Source organism: Vineibacter terrae, from assembly GCF_008039615.1.
Lineage (GTDB): Bacteria > Pseudomonadota > Alphaproteobacteria > Reyranellales > Reyranellaceae > Vineibacter > Vineibacter terrae.
Map to the genome: position 1 here is coordinate 166,118 of NZ_VDUZ01000007.1, position 21,189 is coordinate 187,306.

Genomic DNA, 21,189 nt, shown 5'->3' on the forward strand with positions numbered 1-21,189 from the left:
ACCCGGCAGGAGGGAAAGCCGCGATTGTTGTCACGGCGCTTGCCCCACCCGAGCGTCGCCTATATAACCCGCCCGCCCGGACCCCGCCGGGACTGCGGAGAGGTGCCAGAGTGGTCGATCGGGGCGGTCTCGAAAACCGTTGTGCCCGCGAGGGTACCGTGGGTTCGAATCCCACCCTCTCCGCCACTTGCCCGAATTCCGCGCGCGATTTGAAGGCGTTAGCTTTGCGGCGCGGCAGCACCCATCCACCTACCCATCCAGGCATGAACCGCCCGCTTGGTTTGGGCCAGGCCATCGCGTCACCCTGCTGGGCATGGCCGTGTCTTGCGGAGCCGAACGCATAGCCGATCATAGCGTGGCTGTGGGGTGCCGGTCGCCTGGTAGGCCTTGCCGCCGATGATGAGCTCGGCGAGGTCCGGCTGCGGGGTAGGCCTTCCGCCCCGAGCTGGCCGGCGCGCATGACGGATCGCGTCGAGAGCAGTCCGACCTCCCGATACTGCAGAAATCGCCGGTCGGATCGAGCTAGGCCTGAAGGCCACGCGACAACGCTGACGCGCGGCGATGATCGCCGGCAGTTCGACACAACGGTCTCGCCGCCGTCGCCCGCCCGACACCCGCGCCCTCACCCCCTGGGGTACACCCGCACGAACGCGCCTGCGTCTCACGTTGACCGCTCGAGGAAGCGGCCCAATTTTCGAAGCATTTTGACAGAATGTCATAGGGGTCGTCAGCCACGTTGAACGACGTCCTGGCCGATGCGGCCGAGGTTGAGGCAGGGCTCGAGGCCTGTCGCGCCCGGCTCGCCAAGCTTTCCGACTGGGCGAGGGGAGGGGCCGCGCCGTGATGCTCGACAGCCTCTTCGGCGGCTACCTCTTCGAGGCCGTGGCGGTCGCCATCTACGGCGGGCTCTGCTTCCTGGCAGGGCGGATGTCCCAGCGGCGTCGGCGAGCCAGTTACACAGCGCCCGCCGTGTCGGTCACCCCCAGTGCGGCGGGCGTTTTTCGTTTGGTGGGCTATGTCCTCCCGCTTGTCGATCGCGATCCGCCGATGGCACAATCTGCCGGTGGTCTGAAAAGAAGGCCGTGCAACCGGCTCAGGGGGAGATGATGACGTCCGAAGTTTGCGTGATGAACAAGCAGGCATTGGTTTTGGCGGCTGACAGCGCATCGACCGTCACGGAATGGCACGACGGCAAGTCACGCGAGCGGTACTACAAGGGAGCGAATAAGATCTTTCAGTTGTCACCGTCTGAGCCGGTGGGGGTGATGCTTTATAGCAATGCCGCTCTCCATGGTGTTCCCTGGGAAACAATAATCAAGGAGTATCGCTCAACATTATCAGGTACGCGTTTCGATACACTTGAGCAATATGCTCAACATTTATTTGTATTTGTCCAGAGTACCCTAAGTAAGATCTATGACAGCAGTGCAAGGAGTAACGATTTTCTTCGATATGCAATTCTCCAGACGTTTATCGTCGTGGACTCTTTAACCAAAACGACCTCCTTCATTGCTGCAACCACGCTAGATGAAGCGCGAGCGGCGATCGCTGCGGAACTCGCGACAATGGCAAGGGCATTGAACGCAAGGCCCCTCCCAACCGAAGTCACCGACGCCGATGTGTCGGCGGCGGTGGCATCACAGAAGGCGCGTTTGATTGACGCCTACAACCGGGACATCCCTTTCCATCACCCGACTTTAGAACCTCAGACTCTTGCCGCCTTTGCCGATCCGAGTGCTTTCGCGGAACTTGTGATACGCTTCGTCTACTATCGCTTTAAAGCAATCATGGATGATACGGGTGTTGTGGTAGCTGGGTTCGGAGCCAAGGAGCTCTTCCCAAGCTACTGCCACTATGAGTGCTACGGATTTCTTCTCGACAAATTCATCGCTCCCAAACGGGAGTCCGCAGCGATCGACTTGGATACCGTGTCGCGTATCGAAGCCTTCGCTCAGACGGACGTGTCCGAGACGTTTATGACAGGCTTCAGCCCTGAGGTGCTGACATTCGTGTTGGACGCAACTCGAGAGAGTCTCGACGCGGCAGCTGCTGAGTTTGTCAAGGCTGGGGCCTCTCTCCCGCCCGATTGGGACAAAACCGTTGTGCGGATGGTTGGTGAACACCGTAAGGCCTGGATGGACAAGGCATTCGACCGACATTGGGCCCCCTTTCGCCGCGTCGTCGGGTCGCTGCCGATTCCTGATATGGCGGTCTTGGCGGAAACCTTGGTTGCACTTACGTCGTTGAAAGAGCGAGTCACACGTGGCACTGAGACGGTGGGCGGTGCCGTTGATGTGGCGGCGATCACCAGAGGTGATGGTTTCGTGTGGATACAGCGGAAGCATTACTTTGATCCGCAGCTCAATCCGAGATATTTTCATAGATTAAGAGAATAGCGGCCAAGGAGGGTGACATGGACATTCGCGCGAGCCTCTTGCACCTCCTGGATACAAGCAAGCCGGAGGAGGATCGCCCCCACCCCACGAAGGCTGATCGAGACGCGTTCGACCTATTCCTAGGCAAGCGTCACCTGACCAAGGAAGAGAGGGGCGCCCTTGCTTACAAGGCCATCTTGCGGCGGGCTAAGCGCGAGAAGACGTCGGTTGATCCGATATCGGAGATGAGGGCGGGCAGTCGTTAGCTTTGCTCTCGCATTTTCCCTTTCGGCTTCTGTTTTGGTGCGGCTTTCGCTCGCCGCCTTGCTGACGCCGCCTTCGGGGCCAGCTTGGCTTTCGGTCCATCGCGGACCGGTTTCTCCCTTCCTGGAATAGCCCAGGCCGCCAGTCGGTGCCTGGTGGTGGCGTGGCTGCGGCGCCGGGGCTCGATTCTCGGCGTGACGATCGGCCCGGACCCTGGCGGCCCCGGCTGCGGCGCCGCGCCGGTGGACAACGGTGCCGGCTGCGGCACCTTAGCCTCGTAGGTGACCGGCTCCGGCGGCGGCAGCTCGTCCTCGGCGACCTTGCGGCTGCCGGCCCCGGTAAGCAGCAGGTTCCCGGTGTCGTCGTCGATCTCCACCAGGCGCCCATCGGCCAGCCTCTTTACCTCCCGGATGAACCGGCCGCGGTCCATGCGCAACATCGCGAGCACGGCCTCGGGGCTGGCCGCACCCAGGTGGCCGTACCCCTCGATCCGGCGCTGATGCTGGCGATCGCCGCCAGGATCTTCTTCTCCATGGTCAGCCTCCCGCCTTGACGCGCGCCCAGGAGGGCGCCCTCGGCTGCCGCTGCGGCAGGTCGCTGTGGGGGCAGCACGCGGTCGCTGTTGAAGGAAAGGCTGGCCACGCGGTCGCGTTGCGGTCACTGGCGCAGCGTAGCAACGGGAGCTGTGTGACTTGGCCGCGCCGCTGTTAACGCATAACTGATCTTTTGGGACCCAACGCGCTCATCGCCGCAACGCGTGGAGATGAACCGATCGAGGCGCCGGTAGCAGTAGGTGCGGCGGTCGCCGGGGGTGAGGTTACGAAATTCCGTCAGGGAGAGCATTTCGCCGGACGTCCGCCACGGCTCCTCGTAAATAATGCGATCGAACCTCCTTTGGCTGCGTTCGAATCGCAAAAAGCGCCATTTGTCAGGAGCTTCGGGTGAATCCAGCGAGATCAAAAAGTCGATTGCGTCGTCGTAGAAATTTACCAACAAAAAATGCTCAAAGACGATCCGTCGAAGGTCCGTCATGTTGATGCAGTGCGAGTGGTACTCGGTCGGATATCGGACGTCGCGGAGGTTGGTCACGCGGTGAAAGACAAGCTTCTGAAGCTGGCTGTAGTGGTAGAAGAGTCGATCGAAACAGTCTCGCACGTACCTTATTGTGTGAGCATCCGGAGCCGGCCGCACCCTGGTGGGCACACAGACGCCCTCATGGAAAAGATGACGATAGCACAGCGCCATGAGGACGACCTCGATGTCGATGACCTCAGCGCGCGTCGAGACAACGAAGTCGGTGCCGGACTGCGCCAGTAGCCGAATGCGAGTGCCGCGGATGTCGATCGTATCGCCGTCGATCACAGATGCACGACCAACCAATCCGCGTCGGGCAACTGCGTTGATCTAGGCACTGCGTCGGCTGGCTCCATGAAGGAGGGCCATGTGAGCGACTTCGCACCAGCATAAAGCATTAGCGCCGCTAGAGCGATCAGGCCAAGGAAGTCCCGGACCTTCCAATAGGTCCAGCGCCGTCGCGGTCCTCCGCCAGATCCGTGCCTTGCGCGCCGGGCAGGTGCTCCCGCGTCGCTCGGCCGCTTGTGCTCGCGAATGATATGGTCGAGCAGTTCCTTGTTTCGGCGAGAGGAAAAATCACGCACGACGCGCCACAGCTTCGAGAGGCCAACCATCGGGAGATCCAACGCTAGTCTTACAACGGTGTCGGCGTCTTCCGGATCTAGTCCGCCTTGGTGTCGTTCTGCCGCGACGAAGTGAGTTCGTCTACCCAGACGGCGAAGGCATCACGCCCGAAATCGCTGCCGAACCTGATCGAGGCGCTGCTGGGCGGCGACACCACGGCCGCAGCCGGGTTGATCGCACTGGCGGGCGGGTCGCCCCCGGTGGCGTAGAGCATGGGCGCCGTGATCGGGGCCGTCTCAAGGGGCTGCTGGGTGCCCTGGTCGACGGCCTCAACGACTGGCTGGTCCGGCGCGAGCGCGACCAGGCCATCCAGGAGAAGGGGAGGCTCGAGCAGCGTCTCTCCGACATGCAGACCGCGATCGAGGCGCAGGAGCGCTGGCCAAGGTCGCGGCGCGATCATTCGACCAGAAGGCCACCATGGGGAGGCTGAACGATGGCACGTTCTAGGTTCGGCCTGTGCTGCTGGCTGCGATGCTCTCGGCGTGCGTCACCAGCACGCCGTCGCCGGCACCCGTGGTCGTGGCGCCGGGGCCCAAGGCGTACACCTGCGATCAGATGCGGCGGATGGCGGCCGAGCTGGCGACGCTGCCGGCCGACGCCGAAACGCGTCATTTTATGGCCGACTACGGCGAAGAGCGCGTCGGGCTACGGGCGGGGCACCGCATGTCAGATCCGGCACCGTGCCCGGCTGGAACGGTGCCGTAGTGCGGGTTGCGCGATTGATCCGCCATGAGTGACGAAGCGCCGCCGTCCTTCAGGGTGGCGGCGTTTGTTGCTAAACAGGTCACTTTGCCCCTATCGGCGTAGGGTTCGTGCAGGTTACCCAGAACTCCCATTCGTTCTTGTTCCGCGTCGCTCAGATTATGCCGGTGCGCAGCGGGCAGAGCACCGTGGCCGCTGGCCGGTGAGGCTGGTGAGCTACTGCCTATCCTTCGTCGAACGGCTGTGGGAGAAAATGCGGGCGCTTTACTCAGCATTCCCCTCTCTGAGTCGCGCAGCGTGGTGAGGGCAGATGCCAGCCCCAGTCGATAAGGTCCGCCGCGCCCAAGGTTGTGGGGACAAGGCCGGCCATGGAGAGCCGGACGGGTCGTGAGTGGGCGCAGCGGTGGACCTACGCGGTCCGAGTTTCGAGCGTGATGAGGTTGCCTGTCCACAGACGAATGCGAACATGGATGATGGGAGAATACGAGCGCTGGCCGTACGTTCGTCCACCCGGCGCAGTTCCATCTCCTGCCGAACCTGTTCCAACCACGCGCCTTTTATCCTCACTCCAATTCGCCAGATCTCGCCGCACAGAGCTATGCGTCGAGACAGGACCAGTATTCCGAAAGACAGTGCACGAATACTATCCACGGCCAGCAGTGCGCCTTGTCGGACCACCGGACTACCGATCGGCAGTCCTCGCTTGCGAGCTCAGTTGCAGTGGATCGTTCTGCCATATTGGGTGCATGAGCGACCATTGCTTCCGTAGGTAGTGTTACCGTAGGTCGTCCAGCTCTGCCCATTCGACCCATAGGTCGTGTTGCCATATCGGTTGTAACTGGATCCATTGGACCCGTACGTCGTATTACCATAAGTCGTCCAGCTCTGCCCGTTCGAGCCGTACACCGTATTGCCATGGCGGCTATAGCTCGAGCCGTCCGATCCGTAGATCGTATTGCCGTAAGTCGAGTAGGTCTGGGCAAAGGCGGGAGCAGCTACACTGATGAGTGCCATACCGATGATTGCGCGGCGAACAAGCTTAAAGCTGGTTGAACGCAAGTCGTTGATCACAGCAAGTGCCTTTCCGTTATTGGGACAGTCATCTATCGGCGGAAAGTATAATTTCGCCCCCACGGGCCTGGCCAATTTGTGGATTTCATAGTGACCATGAAGATCGTGCATGGATCCAACCGGATGGCCAGTGCGCTCGAGCACGACGAGCTCAGGTGATTAACGTGAGCCATTTCGGCGCGCCGCTCGCCAATCCCAGGGCGGCTGGAACGCGCTAGCCCAGATGCCCTGACGCGCGGCCCTGGCGCGGTCCTCGTTGGCCACGTAGTCCATGCTGTACCGGCGGAAAGCCATGGCCCAGCCGACCGCCGCCGCCATTGCCCAGCTGGAACGGATAGCCACCTTCCAGCGACGCGGCAACCCCGCCCCCATCCGTCTTCATCTTCGGGATGCCGCGGTGCGCATCGCTGCTCACGACGTAGATTGTGCCCTGCACGATGGCATCGAGATACCAGCCTGACGGCCCCAAATGGGTCCAGTAGGCACCCAGGCTATAGGCCTGGAAGTCGCTGTCTCCGTTGGTGCTGTCGAATCGCGCCGAGAGCAGTCAAACTTTCCCGACACTGCGGAATGCATGGTTTGATTGGCTGAGGCAGGGCCTGAACACCAGAGACCATGCTGATGCCAAGCGACGCCGACAGCTCGAATGCCATCACCGTGCTGCCGTCGCCCTCAGCGCTCCATCTCCTGGGCACCACCCGAGACAAATGCGGTCCGCGGCACGTTGTTCGCGGCCGATTTCGCCTAGTCACTGTAAACGCCAGCGTCGCGCCTGAGGTGGCATGTGGATCACGTGCGGGGCGCATCCCACTTGGCTAAGGCGCTTACCGTTCAACTCACATGTGTCGACCGTATGGGTGGTAACATCACTAATAGCCGTAACCGCTGCAGCGTGTCACCGACCATGTCAAAGATCCCGACGCATGCCTAGCTGGTGGTGGTCTGGCAGTCGCACGACTTTTGTTGATCATGGTGGCCAGTGCGCTGCCTGGATACTCTCGGCGCCTTAATAGTCGTACTCCCACGCTAAGCCAGCTCGGCCGGTGGAATTGATCCCTATGTCGGCATCGAGTTTGACGCGCGGCAGTATCTCAATCTGGACGGCACCGCGTCCCCCACCAAGCCCATTGAGCCCGAGCGCGCGGCGGATGAACCCAGGTGAACTCCCTGACGGGCCGATGCCAGACAGCTCGCCAACAGCCGCCATTAGTTGCCCGAGCTCGGTGGGCCCCAGTCGCGCGGTGCCTTTCCCGAAAAGAAGTTGAGCGATGATCTCGTCCTGCGGCAACATTGGCGACGATCTCAGTTCGATCTTCGGTTCGCTCGCCGGGCCCGTCACCTTGACAACAACTGTGACGTTGCCGCCGCGGGTCGTGGGTTCAAGGTCAAGAATCGGTGCGATTCGATCTGCATTGGCGAGCGTAACAGCGCCGCGCGAGAAGGTGAGATTGCGTCCGAGCAGGCTGTAGCTGCCGCGCCTCATCTTGAGGCCGCCGACAACTGACGGATTAGCGCTCGTGCCCTTCACGGCTAGCTCGCCGCCCACCTCGGCATCGAGGCCTTGGCCGCGCACGAACACGCCGCGTGGCGCACTGACCTTCAGGTCGAGCGCCAGCGGGCGGGCCGGTGAACCGGTCCTGTCTTTTTTGGGCGCACCGGCGCCGACCTCGCGAACCGGCACGGACGCCACCGACTTCGCGCCGGTGCCGACGGCAGCATTGATTTCCGCCCGGTCGATCTGGATCTGGCCTTCTGCCGTCAGGCCGTCCGCCAGCGACCCGTGCAGACGCAGCGACGAGGTCAGGTCGACGATCAGGTCGCGTCGCGTCATCAAGCGAGCATTGCGCGTCTTCAGCCACAGATCTATGGCCAATGGCAAATTCGGATCCAACTGCACCTCGCCGCCGACCACGACATCGCCCTTCCCGACTGCTGGAAAATCCACCCGCTCGACGACGATGCGCTCGCCGGCCATTCGGATCGTGCCGTTGCCTTTCGACAGAATCATTCCTTCGCGAGGCACGCTCAACCGAACGTCTTCCAGTCGCATCGTCCCGGTGCCCGTCGGCCGGCCTCGCCTGACGGCGAGCGCCACATCGACGAGTGCGCGGCCAGCAAGCAGCTGGATGTCGGGCCCGATCAGGCTGGCGAAGATCACCAGATCGATTGGCCCGACTACTGTCAGCTGCCCATCGGGCAAAGCGCCCCGGCTCGGCAATTGCCCGGTGATCCCGATCGCCAGGCGGCTGGTGCCGGCCGCCAAGCGTGCGTCGGCGGATAGCACACGCTCTCGCATTGCTACCTTGCCAGTCAGCAAGGCGGCCGGGATCGACGCCACCGTCATGCTGCGCAACCGCGCGTCGCGCACGGTGTAGGTGCCGGCGATCTCCGGATTGGCGAGCGCGCCGCGGACCTGCAGCTGTGCTTGCACTGTGCCGTCCAGCGGCGCCTCGCCCCCGACTAGGGCCGCCAGCTCAGCCAGTTTCAGCGCCACGACGTCGACGCTAAGCTCACTGTTCGCCGCGTCGATGGTACCGGCTACCCGGATACTGCCGCCTGCTACGTTCAGCCGCAGGCCTTCGACTGTGATGCGCTCGCCCGACTGTCGCAGCCGCGTCGCACCAGCCAGACCAAACGGCCGGCCAGCGTAGGTGCCGCGCAGGCTCACGATATCGGCGATCGCTTCGCGACCGTCACGTCGGACTGTGAGCGCGCCGTTCAAGATGACACCCGGTCCCGATGCTTCGGCACTCGCGGCAATGGCATTCCAATCGCCCGATGCCCTGACCGACAGCGTGCCTAGCCCGGCCACGCCGCGCAGCCTGTGAGCCATGATGCTGGCCTCGAAGGTGGCATCGCCCAACGGATCGCCGATAGTGGCATCCGCGGTCAGGGTGTCCGCACCGGAGTCAGCGAGCGCCAGACCAGTCCCGCGTATGCCGAGCTTCAGTTTGCCAGCGCTGGCCACGTTATCGGAGACGATGTCGACTTCCAGCCGCCCCGCAAGCGGCTGGCCGGTCAGCATGCTAAGCTGCTTGAGGTCTTCCACTAGAAGGCGCGCCGAACCGCGCGCCGTGGTGCGATCGACAGCCAGATCGCGGATCGTCAGGTTAGTGCCGCCCAGTGCCCCGTTGAACTCGGAAATCAGCAGCCGCTCCCCACCGACGGCCGAGATGCGGCCACTGGCGCGCAATTGTTGCCCTGCACTGCTGCCGTCCAGCTGCAGCGTGGCGTCGACTTGATCGGCGCCAAGCACCAAGTCGGCGTCCAGCGTCAGCCGCTCAAGATTGGTGCCGTCGACCTTCGCCTGCGCGATGGCGGCTCTCAGGCTCACAGTGCTGCGCTCATCGCTCGATTGGACATGGATGTCGCTGCGCAGAGTGCCGGAAAGGCGCCGGTCCACTGCCCCAAGCCGTGGTAACATGATGATCGCGTCGAGTGTGCCATTTCCACCGGCACCCGCGCCTCGCGCTGTCGCTGAAATCGCGTCCGATGCGATGGTGGCCCACTCGAGCCGCCAACGCTGCTGCCGATCGATGCTGCCACTGGCCGAGAGGCGCAGTTCCGGTGCCAGGAGAACGTGGGGCACGTTCTGCACGATGCCATCACGGAGGGTAGCATCTACCGCCAGGACCGGCTCAGCACGCGTACCCGTCAACCGTAGCTTCACCTGAGCGGAGCCGGCCACTGGCGAGGTCATGATCGGATTGAACGCGGACATGTCAGGGACTTCGATCATCACGTTTGCCAAAACTCCGCCGTCTGTTGTCAGCGTGCCCGTGCCCGCTACGCTGAACTGCGATGAGGCAAGATCGAACGATGTCAGACCAATAGCGCCGCTGCTTTCCTGCCCGCCTGCAACAGCCACGCGCACGTCGCGCGCCGCAAGCTCACGCCGGGCCGCATGCCATACGACCTCACCGAGGGTGCCCCTGAGCTCTCCTCGCGGCCAGACGCCGGCGGCGGGATTTGCTTCTCGCACGGTCGCAGTCAGGGCGAGCTCGCGCGTCGAGGCTTCAGCCAATGCAACATCGGCGGCTCGCAGAGATAGGGTGCCATCAATTGCCGTCATCGTGCCCGCGGCTTCCATGTCGAAACGTACGTCGCGCCAGGTCGCGCCAGGCACTATCGCCGCCAGCACCGCGGCATCTCCCCCGATGGCAGACAGCCGTAGCTGCAAGCGCTTGTCCGTTGGCACAAAGCGGCCGCTGGCCGTGGCCTCGAGTGGTGCCGCTTTCAGTCGAAGCGCGCGCACCGCGATGGCACCAGCCGGTTCGATCAGGATGTCGGCTTGGACCGATGCCGGCTGTGCCAGAGCTGCCTTCCACACAGGATCGGGGATCTGCCCGCCCGTAACCTGCAGTGCCAGCGCGACCTGACGGCCGGCATCGTTGCTCCGAATACGCACAGTGCCGGTGATGCCGAGGACATCGCCACCTTCGACTGAGAGGTGCGCATCGCCAACCAGGTCCGTCAGCTGTGCCCGAAAGCCGCCGGCGATGCTCGGCAGGTCGGGGCGACCGAGCAAAGTGGCGACTATGCCACCTTCGCCTTCCTCGAACTCGCCGCGGGCGTTGAGCACACCCCGGCGACCGTCATAGCTGGCGTCCAGCAAGACGCGCCCTGTCCTGTCGTCATTGCGCGACGCATTGAGCGACAGGCTATTGACACCGTCCAAGCCCTTAAGTTGTGCGTGCCCATTGATGCGCCAGCGCGAGGCGACGCCGGCCAACGGCGAGCCCAGCCACAATTCACCGATTTCGAGCCTCTCCACGGTCACGGGCAGCAGCGATCCGGTGGGGGGGATGCGCCTTCCGCCGACGCTGGACGCGGTGGCGCGTGTGGGGTGCGCTCGAGCAAGGCGCGGGCCGCGTGCACGTTATGGATGACCAGATGGCCGTCGAGCAGCGCCAGGAACGACCAGCGGATGTGCGCGTCCTCTGCCGTGAGCCAAAGGCCCGTTCCGTCGCCGATTTCTATGCGGGTGAATCTAAGGTCTGTAGGGAAAAAGCCGGAAGGCCCATCGAAACGTACAGTGCGATCATCGCCGGACGCGACCGACGCGACGAGACTGAATAGGGCCCGCTGACCCTCGCCGGTCTGCAGCGCGGCGAAGAGCAGCAGCAGAGAGCCCGCAAGGCCGGTAAAGATTCTAAGAATGAAGCGCCGGACCCTCAGCACAGGTCTCAATCCTCCCTCAGCGGTGCCGACAATGGTCCTCGCCAGCTCAAGCGCGACTTACCGTACACCCGGTACCCGACCGTGCCATACGGGCGCGGCCTCGTATGGGGCGTCCAGGATACCCGCTTCGCGCCACACGAGAGGGGAGTTTGGCCCCCGGGCCAGCCCGCACTACGCACGCGGCCCCGTATGGAGCCTACGTCGTCGTTGGGACGGACCACCCCGGGCGGGCGGACATACGTCTTGGGGCCAGCAAGTCTGAAAAGCGAGACTCAGCGAGGCGTTCAGGATGACAGCGCTCTACGCCTTGGGACTGCAACCAGAGAAAACAAGCAAGCTGCGTATTTGCAAGATTAGGATACGTGCCGAGTTGCTTGAGATCTACCGAATCTTAATGATCCCAAGACAATGCCAGTGCGCGTCGGAAGAATAAGTGACAGGTCCGGGTTCAGACAGGCCCTCCTTCAGATCGTATCGCAACTCCTTTGAAGTCGTTGCGACAGAAAGCTGGCAATCGTTGGTGGGGAGAGAAATCTGTGAAGAGCGTGATACTTGGCACGACGTCGCTGGTCGCTGTTGCTGCAACGCCGTTCATGGCGATGGCAGCTGATCCGATCAAGCTCCAGCTGGGCGGCTTCTGGAATGCCTACATGACGTTTGGAAAGATTGATCGGGACATCACAGGTGACTCCGTTGGCACCAGCTACCGCCCGGAGACGTTCCGGTATGAGGGGGAGATCTGGTTCTCCGGCGAGACCAGGCTCGACAACGGCACCACGATCGGCATCCGCGTCGAGCTGGAAGGCCTGTCCCAGGGTGGCGCCAACACCTCGAGAAACGACCAGCTCGACGAAGAGTATCTGTATGCCTTCGGCAACTGGGGGCGTATCGAGTTCGGCGCCAGGGATGCGGCATCCTACAAGAGCGAGCGCGGCACGCCGTCGGTCCTGCCGGGGTGGGGCTTCCACGACCCGGACTTTGCCAACAACGGCAGCGGCTTCTCGAGCGCCAACAACGGCGGCCGGGATCGCGGCACCAATCCTGGCCTTGCCGCGTCCAACTCGAACAACTCAGGTGACGCCACCAAGATCACCTACTACACGCCGGTGGTTGCCGGCTTCCGGGCCGGCGTCTCCTACACGCCCGCGTTCAACACCAGTGGTCCGGCGGCGACGTGCTTCTTCCGCGGCGGCGGTGGCCCGGCGACGAACTGCCCGAAGAACGCCAATGCCTGGCACAACGGCATTGACGTGTCGGCCACTTACGCCGGCCAGTTCGGCGGCGTCTCGGTCGACCTGTATGGCGGCTACATGACGGCCGGCTTTGATCGCGGCACGACGACCAGTCCCGCCGACAGCGGATCGGGCCGCTACAAGAGCTGGGCGGCGGGCGGGCGCATTGGCTTCGAGGGGTTCACGTTCGGGGGCGCCGTGGGCCGTGACAACAACGGCCTGAAGGGCCGCAACGCGACCCGCTGGTATTCGGCCGGGATCATGTACGAAACCGGCGCGTGGCAGATGTCGGCCGGCTGGTGGGGCGGGCGCAACGACGACGGCACCGCCGTCGTCGGGACGCAGAATGCGCCCGGCACGGACAAGATGGACATGTTCGAGCTCGGCGTCACCTACCTGCTGTCGCCAGGCATCAGGCTCGTGGGTGGCCTCACATACACGATGGGCTCCGGCCAGTCGAAGAGCGAGAAGGCCGACGCCTGGGCACTGCTCCTGGGCACCTCGCTGCAATTCTAGGCAAGCACACAGTGGGAGGAAGCGATCATGAGCACTTCAGACAGGAGTGACGAGCTGTTCGGGGCGTTGCCTGACATGTCGGCCGTCCCATCGAATATCGATCGTCGCTCGTTCTTGATGCGCAGCGCGGTCATCGGCGCTTCGGCAGCGCTGACCGGTACCGCCTGGACGCCTGAGGCGCGGGCGCAGCAGGCGGCAAAGGAGGCGGGGGCAACCAAGCTGGGTGCGACGCTTTCGCCTGACCTCAACGTCGTGAAGGCATCCAAGGGCCCGGTGATGACCGTGCTGGAGGAGTTCTACAAGGTCGGGCCCGGGCCTTCCAGCTCGCACACGATCGGCCCGATGCGCATCACGTACGACTTCTACCAGCGCTGCACGAAGCTGCCGGCGGAGCAGCTGGCGCAGGCGACCGGCCTGAAGGTGCATCTTTTCGGGAGTCTCAGCGCCACCGGCAAGGGCCATGGCACCGAGCGCGCCTCGCTGGCGGGTCTGGTCGGCAAGGAGCCGGCGACGGTCAATCCGCTGTTCCTCGACGAGATGATCGCGAAGCCGCAGCAGACCTACCCGGTGAAGCTCGGAGGCAAGACGTTCAACCTGTCGCTTGCCGACATCATTTACGACTCGGTCAAGGGAGATTTTCCCCATCCCAACACCATGACCTGCAAGCTCATGGCCGGCGACAAGGTGCTCTACGAACTGGAGTACTACTCGGTCGGCGGCGGCTTCATCGAGTGGAAGGGCTATCAGCCACCTAAGAAGGGGCAGCCGAAGTATCCCTACGCGACGATGAAGGAACTGCGGCAGCATGCGGAAGCCAACAAACTCTCGATCGCCCAGGTGATCCTGGCAAACGAGATCGCGGTGTCGGGCAAGACCGAGGAACAGATCAACGCCTTCCTGGACAAGATCGCCGGCGCGATGCTCGCGACCGTGAAAACCGGCCTGTCGCTCAAGGACGACGTGCTGCCCGGACCGATCAAGCTTCGCTCCAAGGCGGCGACCGTCTGGGAGCGCGCCCAGGACGACAAGTATGAGGCCGACCGCGCGATCGCGATGGTTTCGGCCTTTGCGCTGGCTGCCTCCGAGGAGAATGCGCGCGGCCACCTGGTCATCACGGCGCCGACCGGCGGCTCGGCGGGTGTGATGCCGGCGGTCGTGTACGCTCTCAGCGAGAGCAAGCGCAAGGTGCCGATCGAGAAGATCCGTCAGGGCCTGCTTGCCGGCGCAGCCATCGGCTATCTCTGCAAGCACAGTGCGACCCTCTCCGGTGCGGAAGGCGGCTGCCAGTCCGAGATTGGTGTCGCCTCGGCAATGTCGGCGGCCCTCATCGCACAGATCATCGATAGCCCGCCCCAGGTGATCGAGAATGCGGCGGAGTCCGCCCTCGAGCATCATCTGGGCATGACCTGCGACCCGGTCGCCGGCTACGTCCAGGTTCCTTGCATCGAGCGTTGCGCCTTCGGGGCGGTGAAGGCCTGGACAGCCGTCATGATCGCGACCAACGAGATCGCATCGCGCCATCGCGTCGATCTCGACACGACGATCAAGACGCTGGCCGACACCGGTAGGGACATGTCGGCGAAGTACAAGGAGACGAGCGAAGGAGGGCTGGCCGCAAACCTTGTTCTTTGCTGAGCCAGCCACGGCATGGTCGCCACGGCTTGCCGTGGCGACCTGACGGTAGCGCCTTGGGCAGAGGCAGAACCGCAACCCGCAGAGTGAGGGGGCAGCATATGGCATCTTCCGACGGCAGTGCGTCCGGGCATGCGCCGCATGCCAAGTATCAGCGGCTGATCGCGGCCGCCGGGCAGGTGCCCGTGGCGGCCACCATCGTCCTCCATCCCTGCGACGAGACCTCGTTGCGCGGTGTGCTCGAAGCTGCTGAGGTCGCGGGTGGCTAACGGGACAGGTCGATCGTGTCGATCGCGGGGTCAGGCTGGATGCTCCAGCGTCACTCGGGAGCGGCTCGGTCAAACCTGAGATGAGACAGGTCACGACGGTCGCCTTGGACCAAAACTTCGGGAACATGAGCCGCTTCAGCAGTCACTACAGACGCTTGTTCGGGGAGTCTCCATCCCAGACGATCCGCGCGGCACGAATGACCTTTCACGCAGCTGAGCAGGATTAGCGTAAAATTGCGTCGATCTTGCGCGCAGCCGACTGTTTGAGGGCGAGTTGACGGCACGGTCAGATCGGAGGGAAGCATGAGCGGGATGTGCAGAGCCCTGTTCTATGCCTGGATGTCCATCGCGCTCTTTGCGCTGTCGCCTGCGTTGGCACAAGCCCCCGCCCCAAGACCGGCAACCACATCGCCCCAGCAACCCCTCTACAAGCCGGAGGAGCTCGACCAGATGCTGGCGCCCATTGCGCTCTACCCGGATTCGCTCCTGGCGCAGGTCCTCATGGCCTCGACCTATCCCTTGGAAGTAGTCCAAGCCGCGCGCTGGTCAAAGGCCCACCCCAACCTCAAGGGCGATGAGGCGGTGAAAGCCGTGCAGGAGCAGACCTGGGATGTCAGCGTGAAGTCGCTGGTCGCATTCCCCCAGGTGCTCGCCCAGATGAACGACAAGCTTGAGTGGACGCAGAGACTGGGCGACGCGATGCTGTCTCAGCACCAGGATGTTGCCGCCTCGATCCAGCGGCTGCGGAAGATGTCCTACGACGCGGGCAGACTGCAGACGGGAGACCAGCAAAGGGTGACTGTCCAGCCGGCCTCGGCGCAGACGCCCGGCGCGCCCCAGACAATCATCATCGAGCCGGCCTCGCCGCAGGCCGTCTACGTGCCCTCCTATCAACCGTCATGGGCCTACGGTGCCTGGCCGTATCCCGCCTACCCGCCCTACTACTATCCACCGCCGGTCGGCTACGGTTATGGCGCCCCCCTGCTTACGGGCTTCATGTGGGGCGCCGGAGTCGTCGCGGCCGGGGCGATGTTCTCGAGCTGGAACTGGGGTGGCGGCGACGTCAACGTCAATGTGAACCGGGCCGCCTCCATCGACCGCCGTTTCGATGGCAACCGGTACCAGAACGGGAAATGGAGCCATCAGCCGGACCATCGTCGCGGCGTCGCCTACAGAGACGCCGGCAGCCGCAGCAGGTACGGCGCCTCCGTCCCCGGTGCCGACGGCCGTCGCGACTTCCGCGGCAAGGACGTCGTGGGCCGTCCGGGCGGACGCGGTGGTATCGGCCAGGGACAGCGGCCCGGTGGCGTCGGCCAGGGACAGCGGCCCGGCGGCATCGGCCAGGGACAGCGGCCTGGCGGTGTTCAAGGCCAGCGGCCAGGCGGCATCGGCCAGGGACAGCGGCCGGGCGCCCGCCAAGGCCCACAGGGCGGTGCATTTGGTGGCATCGACCGCGGCGGTCAGCGTGTCAATCGAGACGCGGCCCGGGGACGAGCGAGCGGCGGGTATCGTGGCAGTGGTGGCGCGCGCGGCGGTGGCGGACGTGGTGGTGGCGGACGTGGAGGTGGAGGTCGGCGATGAAACCGAGGTCACCCATAAACTTGCGCTACATCCTGCTGACACTGTGCTGCGTCGTGGCCACAAGCATGGCCCCGACCTTGGCACAGCAGAAGCCGCAACAACAGCAGCCTGCCGCCGCTGCCGCGCCGCCTACCGGCCAGCAGGCCTTCGAGACGCCCCAGGCGGCGTTCGACGCCTTCGTCGCCGCCGCGCGCAGCGCCGACCCCGCCCAATGGCAGAAGGTGCTGGGCGCGAACTATAAGGATCTCATCCCCGACGACATCGAGGACGTCGAGGAGGTGCGCAAGAAATTCCTCGAGGCCTACGCCGCCGGCAACAAGATCAACATGGACGGCGATTCCAAGGCCGTCCTCGAGGTCGGCACCCACGGCTGGACGATGCCGATTCCCCTGGTCAAGGGCGGCGACGGCTGGCGCTTCGACATCGTGGCCGGGGCCGACGAGATCGGCAACAGGGAGCTCGGCCGCAACGAGCTCGCCGTCATCCAGGTGCTGCTGGCCATCGTCGACGCGCAGCAGGAATACGCCGAGGCCGATCCGATGAAGACCGGCACGGGCCAGTATGCGCGCCGGCTGCTGAGCTCGCCGGGCAAGAAGGATGGTCTCTACTGGTCATCGCAGCCGGGCGAGCCCGAGAGTCCGCTGGGCGATCTGATCGCGCACGCCCAGGCTGCCGGCGCCACCGAGGGATCGGGCTACCACGGCTACCACTATCGCCTACTCTACGCGCAGGGGCCTGACGCGAAGGGTGGCGCCCGAGACTATATCGTGAACGGCAGGATGATCGGCGGCTTCGGGGTGATCGCGTGGCCCATCACCTACGGCACGACCGGAAACACGACGTTCATCGTCAGCCAGGATGGCGAGGTCTTCGAGAAGGATCTCGGGGCGAACACGACCGCGGCTGCAGGCCAGATCAGGGCCTTCAACCCGGACAAAAGCTGGAAAAAGTCCGATACTACGCCGTGAGGTATTCACGGCATTGCGCGTGGTGCCGAATCCGGGAACCACGATGTGCAACAGGATCGTCAACCGGTTGCGCTTGATGTCAGGGTTGGCAGTGCTCGGAGTACAGCGGCGGAATAGCCGCCGAGACCGTCTCGGTCTGCGCGCGGCATCGGGGGGCGGCGATGAGGATACCGGTCGGTCGTCGAGACAGCTTGGCGAAATTTGTCATGATGGCCCTTGCGGTGACACTATTGTGGGTCAGCCCGGTCATGGCGGCCACGCTAGACCATATCCGCGAGAGCAAGGTAATCCGCATCGCCTATCGCGAGGATGCACCGCCCTTCTCGTACAAGGGAGCCGACGGGCAGCCAACCGGCTTCATGATCGACCTCTGCCGCATGGTGGCGCAGCGCATCGCGCAGCAGCTCAAGGTAGCAGACCTGACGCTGGTCTATGTGCCCGTCACTGCCGCCGACCGCTTCGATGCGATCAAGCAGGCGCGCGCCGATCTGCTTTGCGAGGCGACGACGGCAACCTTGACGCGACGCGAGGTGGTCGATTTTTCGCTCCCGACCTTCGTCGATGGCGCCAGCCTGATGGTACGTGCCGGTGCGCCGGACGATCTCAAGGGGATGGCCGGCCGCAAGATCGGTGTTCTGGGCGGCACGACCACGGAGCTGGCGCTGCGCAACGCGCTGCAGCGTGCCGCGGTAAATGCCGAGGTGGTTCTGATGGACTCGCACCCTGAGGCCATCTCGCAGCTCGACGACGGCCGGATCGTTGCCTATTTTGCCGATCGTGCGATTCTCATGTCCCTGGCGCGAGACAGCAAGGCGCCGGACCAGATTCGGATCGCAGAACAATATCTTACAGTTGAACCCTACGCGCTAGCGATGTCGCACGGCGACAACGCGTTTCGCTTGGCCGTCGACCGCGCATTAAGCCACATCTATCGCTCGAGCGACATCGTGCGATTGTTTCAACGAGCCTTCGGCGTCAACGTCAACCAGAGCCAGCTTTTGCACTCGCTGTATGTCGCGGCCAGCTTGCCGGACTAGTCCTTCGATCACGAGATGGGCTGTGCAGGCTCCTCGGTTCACGACGAACCGTGGTCGTAGCGCGAGCACTGAGTATCCCGTGCGTCAGAGCAGGGGCCGATCTGTTGCGGTTCACAGTTTTCCTGCAATTTATCCCTGCCGTGGTCGACGGAGCCTGCCATGAGAGTGAACGGCAATATCGGGGCCATAGAGATGAAGGCGCAACTCGTCGTGCGGCCTCTACGACCTTTGCATTCCGCAACCGACGCGCTGCGACCTGCGTTTCGCAATTTCCGCCACGTGGCCCACGCCGCAGCGCTAGCAGCATCACTCGTCGTCATATCCGCTCAGGTGCATGCCGCTGATCCACCGTCCGACCTCGAGCGTGGCCGCTCGTTGGCGCGAACCTGGTGCTCCCAATGCCATACTGTCGAGCCCGGGGACCGGCAGCAACGCGCCGACGGGCTGGCATCATTCAGCGCCCTGGCCAACGATCCGCGGAACACACCAGATCGTCTACGTGCTTTCTTGACTCGTCCGCACGGTCGAATGCCAGACTTGAACCTTTCTCGGCAAGACCGCGACGATCTTGTCGCGTACTTAGGCAGCATGAAAGAGGGGCGCACCACCCACTAGACTAGCCTACAGCGGGCCCCTATCCGATCGAAGTCGCACTTTGCTTCTGCCAATTCCAGCCGCTCGCTCCCTCATGCCGAGAGCATCACGCTGCCGGAGAGGAGGGCTGAACGGCGGATTGTTCTTCGTCCGCTATGGAGAACAAGGCGACGGACTGCGCGAAACCGTTGAGTTCGCGAGTGGCAAGCTGCTGTATCGGCACGACGCCGGTGGTGGGGGCGGCCACAATCCCCGGCAGGGCCGCCCTGGCGATAGCCGCTCTCGATCAGGCGGCACTGGCCGGCAAAGACCTTGGCCGAGAACTCGCGGCTGTATTCACCGGCCATGGCGCGCTTAACGCCCTTGACGATGGTCGACACCGGGCTGCCATCGTTCTCAAATTGCTCGGCGCAGTACTGGACGCTGATGCCGGCCCGGCGGCAGACGTACTCGTAGTAGGCGCTTTCGTCGGCGTCCTGAAACCGACCCCAGCGGCTTACGTCGTAAACCAGGATGGTGCTGAAGTCGGCAGTCCCGTTCTGGACGTCCTCGATCAGGCGGATCAGGGCGTCGCGGCCGTCCAACCGCAGGCCACTCTTGCCCTCGTCGGCATAGGTCCTGACGACAATGGTCCCGCGCCGTTCACCCGCACCGGTAGCGAGTTCAGCATTCTCGGTGTGGCGTGGCAGTATCGATGGGGCGCAGGATATTGAGAACACTTGATGGCGATTGCGCCAACGTCAAACGCATAGGCCGGCGGGCCGATGTCCGCTCAGGGTCAATCTCTGAGGAAACTTCGCAGCGTGTCCACCGTCTGGAATTGGGTTCGCAAGCAGAAGTGAGACGAGCAAGCTTTATTGGGTTTTGAACCTAGGCTGACCGGCCTAGCGCCTAGGCGGCAGGATCGTCCAGCGCTTGATGACAGGGCTGTTAAAGCAAGCGCGCAGTTTGCAGGTTCGCAATTCGGTTAGCAGAATCAATTCCGGCCATGCTGGGTTGTGGTCAACGCCAAGAGTATGGCGGGGGGACAGTCGATGGATGGGCTGCCGGCGCACCAGCAGGAGCGCATCGGCTTTCCGCGAACGCGATTTCGCGATAGCGACGAACTCGCTGCCGTGTACCGAGCCTGGGGTATGGATGTCATACAGCTCAATGCCGAGACGGGCGATAGCTGGACGGCAACCGGGCAGCTTGGCGACCTTCGTGTCTGGGCGACCAGTTTCACGGGCCGTTACGGCATCCGCACAGGCCTGCCGCCGGGGTCGGCGCTCGTGCAGATCAGCTCGGGCCAGCACGGCGGTAGGCGGATCGGCGGCCTGGAGCTTCAGCGCAATGATATCCTCGCCGGCTTCGCGGGACTTGAGATCACCGGAATCGTCAATCAGCAGCACCGGGGCACCAGCTTCGTGATGCCGCTCCACTATGTCACGGACGCGTTGGCAGAGCGTGCGCCCGGGTCGGATCGGCTGACGCGAGGGACCTCACCGTTGATTGTCTCCAACAGCCGGTCCCGGGTCGCGACGATGAGCCGGCTGATCGACGCTGCGATGTCTCTTGAGAGCGAGCACGACAGGATTTTGGCGTCCAGCGATGTTGCCGACGTGCTGATCGGTACACTGCTGCTACCGTGGCATCGCGCGACGGATACAGTCTTTAGCGTGCCAACATTTCAGCGCCTGCCGATCGTGCGGCGTGCAGAAGAGTTCATGCGCGCGCGACTGGGTGATCCACTGACGCTCCAAGACATCTGCCGTGCGGCGCGAGCAAGCCAGCGTTCGGTCGAGTACGCATTCAGCGGCACGTATGGAATGGGGCCGAAGCAGTACCTGAGAGCGCTGCGCCTCAACGCCGTTTGGCGCACTCTGATATCGCAGCAGCCGAAGGGGGAAAAGATCAAGGAGATCGCGAGACGCCATGGGCTCTGGCACATGGGACACTTCTCGGCCGACTACTATCGCGTATTCGGCGAAACGCCACAGCAGACCAGAGCGCGGCGATGGTCGGGGTGACGACAACCAGGCTCCAAGGTCCTGCCGGCAACGGGTGGTGACTGACCGACCTTGGCCAGC

16 protein-coding genes, 1 tRNA gene and 2 pseudogenes are annotated in these 21,189 nt (G+C 63.6%); 12 read left to right on the top strand and 7 right to left on the bottom strand.

Annotated features, from left to right (window positions below; translation table 11 throughout):
• Positions 1-96 precede the first annotated feature (96 nt).
• The 3 genes from FHP25_RS08520 (at position 97) to FHP25_RS08530 (ending at position 2,396) form a co-directional block, all read left to right on the top strand.
• Positions 97-186, top strand: a tRNA-Ser gene (locus tag FHP25_RS08520).
• Positions 187-840: 654 nt separating this feature from the next.
• Positions 841-1,107 carry a hypothetical protein gene (locus FHP25_RS08525; RefSeq protein ID WP_147846495.1) on the top strand — a complete coding sequence of 89 codons (267 nt, stop codon included), beginning with the start codon at positions 841-843 and terminating at the stop codon, positions 1,105-1,107.
• 20 nt (positions 1,108-1,127) lie between these two features.
• The gene (locus tag FHP25_RS08530; RefSeq protein WP_147846496.1) at positions 1,128-2,396 is read left to right on the top strand and encodes a hypothetical protein; all 1,269 of its coding nucleotides are present in this window, start codon (positions 1,128-1,130) and stop codon (positions 2,394-2,396) included.
• A 241-nt stretch (positions 2,397-2,637) separates the two neighbouring features.
• Here the strand turns inward: FHP25_RS08530 and FHP25_RS08535 are convergent, their stop codons facing one another.
• The 3 genes from FHP25_RS08535 to FHP25_RS08545 all read right to left on the bottom strand — a co-directional run bounded on the left by FHP25_RS08535 (position 2,638) and on the right by FHP25_RS08545 (position 4,737).
• Complete coding sequence (locus FHP25_RS08535) at positions 2,638-3,087, bottom strand: hypothetical protein (RefSeq protein ID WP_147846497.1); 450 nt, start codon at positions 3,085-3,087, stop codon at positions 2,638-2,640.
• A gap of 209 nt (positions 3,088-3,296) precedes the next feature.
• Complete coding sequence (locus FHP25_RS40715; protein ID WP_178133384.1) at positions 3,297-4,001, bottom strand: hypothetical protein; 705 nt, start codon at positions 3,999-4,001, stop codon at positions 3,297-3,299.
• A gap of 373 nt (positions 4,002-4,374) precedes the next feature.
• Positions 4,375-4,737, bottom strand: coding sequence for a hypothetical protein (locus FHP25_RS08545; protein ID WP_147846498.1), 363 nt, complete (start codon positions 4,735-4,737; stop codon positions 4,375-4,377).
• Positions 4,738-4,793: 56 nt separating this feature from the next.
• On the opposite strand from FHP25_RS08545, the gene FHP25_RS08550 reads away from it, so the two are divergent.
• Complete coding sequence (locus FHP25_RS08550; RefSeq protein WP_147846499.1) at positions 4,794-5,042, top strand: hypothetical protein; 249 nt, start codon at positions 4,794-4,796, stop codon at positions 5,040-5,042.
• Positions 5,043-6,324: 1,282 nt separating this feature from the next.
• Here FHP25_RS08550 and FHP25_RS08560 read toward each other — a convergent pair.
• The 3 genes from FHP25_RS08560 to FHP25_RS08570 all read right to left on the bottom strand — a co-directional run bounded on the left by FHP25_RS08560 (position 6,325) and on the right by FHP25_RS08570 (position 11,291).
• The gene (locus FHP25_RS08560; RefSeq protein ID WP_147846500.1) at positions 6,325-6,657 is read right to left on the bottom strand and encodes an autotransporter domain-containing protein; all 333 of its coding nucleotides are present in this window, start codon (positions 6,655-6,657) and stop codon (positions 6,325-6,327) included.
• Positions 6,658-7,116: 459 nt separating this feature from the next.
• The gene (locus FHP25_RS08565) at positions 7,117-10,890 is read right to left on the bottom strand and encodes a translocation/assembly module TamB domain-containing protein (RefSeq protein WP_147846501.1); all 3,774 of its coding nucleotides are present in this window, start codon (positions 10,888-10,890) and stop codon (positions 7,117-7,119) included.
• The gene (locus tag FHP25_RS08570) at positions 10,887-11,291 is read right to left on the bottom strand and encodes an AsmA family protein (RefSeq protein WP_147846502.1); all 405 of its coding nucleotides are present in this window, start codon (positions 11,289-11,291) and stop codon (positions 10,887-10,889) included. Before FHP25_RS08570 ends, FHP25_RS08565 begins: the two co-directional genes overlap by 4 nt.
• 536 nt (positions 11,292-11,827) lie before the next feature.
• Here FHP25_RS08570 and FHP25_RS08575 point away from each other — a divergent pair.
• The 7 genes and pseudogenes from FHP25_RS08575 to FHP25_RS42585 all read left to right on the top strand — a co-directional run bounded on the left by FHP25_RS08575 (position 11,828) and on the right by FHP25_RS42585 (position 19,141).
• Positions 11,828-13,039 carry a porin gene (locus tag FHP25_RS08575; RefSeq protein ID WP_147846503.1) on the top strand — a complete coding sequence of 404 codons (1,212 nt, stop codon included), beginning with the start codon at positions 11,828-11,830 and terminating at the stop codon, positions 13,037-13,039.
• 27 nt (positions 13,040-13,066) lie between these two features.
• Complete coding sequence (locus tag FHP25_RS08580) at positions 13,067-14,674, top strand: L-serine ammonia-lyase (protein WP_147846504.1); 1,608 nt, start codon at positions 13,067-13,069, stop codon at positions 14,672-14,674.
• A 98-nt stretch (positions 14,675-14,772) separates the two neighbouring features.
• Positions 14,773-14,928: pseudogene (locus FHP25_RS08585) on the top strand (phosphate acetyltransferase); the annotation flags it as partial.
• Positions 14,929-15,243: 315 nt separating this feature from the next.
• Positions 15,244-16,521 (top strand): DUF3300 domain-containing protein, encoded by a 1,278-nt coding sequence (locus tag FHP25_RS08595; protein WP_218578272.1) that lies wholly within the window; start codon positions 15,244-15,246, stop codon positions 16,519-16,521.
• Positions 16,518-17,489: a DUF2950 domain-containing protein gene (locus FHP25_RS08600; RefSeq protein WP_218578274.1), complete on the top strand. Its 972-nt coding sequence runs from the start codon at positions 16,518-16,520 to the stop codon at positions 17,487-17,489. The genes FHP25_RS08595 and FHP25_RS08600 overlap by 4 nt, the downstream gene beginning before the upstream one ends.
• 206 nt (positions 17,490-17,695) lie before the next feature.
• Positions 17,696-18,526: an amino acid ABC transporter substrate-binding protein gene (locus FHP25_RS08605; RefSeq protein ID WP_178133385.1), complete on the top strand. Its 831-nt coding sequence runs from the start codon at positions 17,696-17,698 to the stop codon at positions 18,524-18,526.
• Positions 18,527-18,718: 192 nt separating this feature from the next.
• Complete coding sequence (locus FHP25_RS42585; protein ID WP_408068520.1) at positions 18,719-19,141, top strand: c-type cytochrome; 423 nt, start codon at positions 18,719-18,721, stop codon at positions 19,139-19,141.
• 230 nt (positions 19,142-19,371) lie between these two features.
• On the opposite strand, the pseudogene FHP25_RS08615 reads toward FHP25_RS42585, so the two are convergent.
• Positions 19,372-19,812, bottom strand: a pseudogene (locus FHP25_RS08615) (recombinase family protein); the annotation flags it as partial.
• A gap of 342 nt (positions 19,813-20,154) precedes the next feature.
• On the opposite strand from FHP25_RS08615, the gene FHP25_RS08620 reads away from it, so the two are divergent.
• Positions 20,155-21,129 (top strand): helix-turn-helix domain-containing protein, encoded by a 975-nt coding sequence (locus tag FHP25_RS08620; RefSeq protein ID WP_178133386.1) that lies wholly within the window; start codon positions 20,155-20,157, stop codon positions 21,127-21,129.
• The last annotated feature ends 60 nt before the right edge of the window (positions 21,130-21,189 follow it).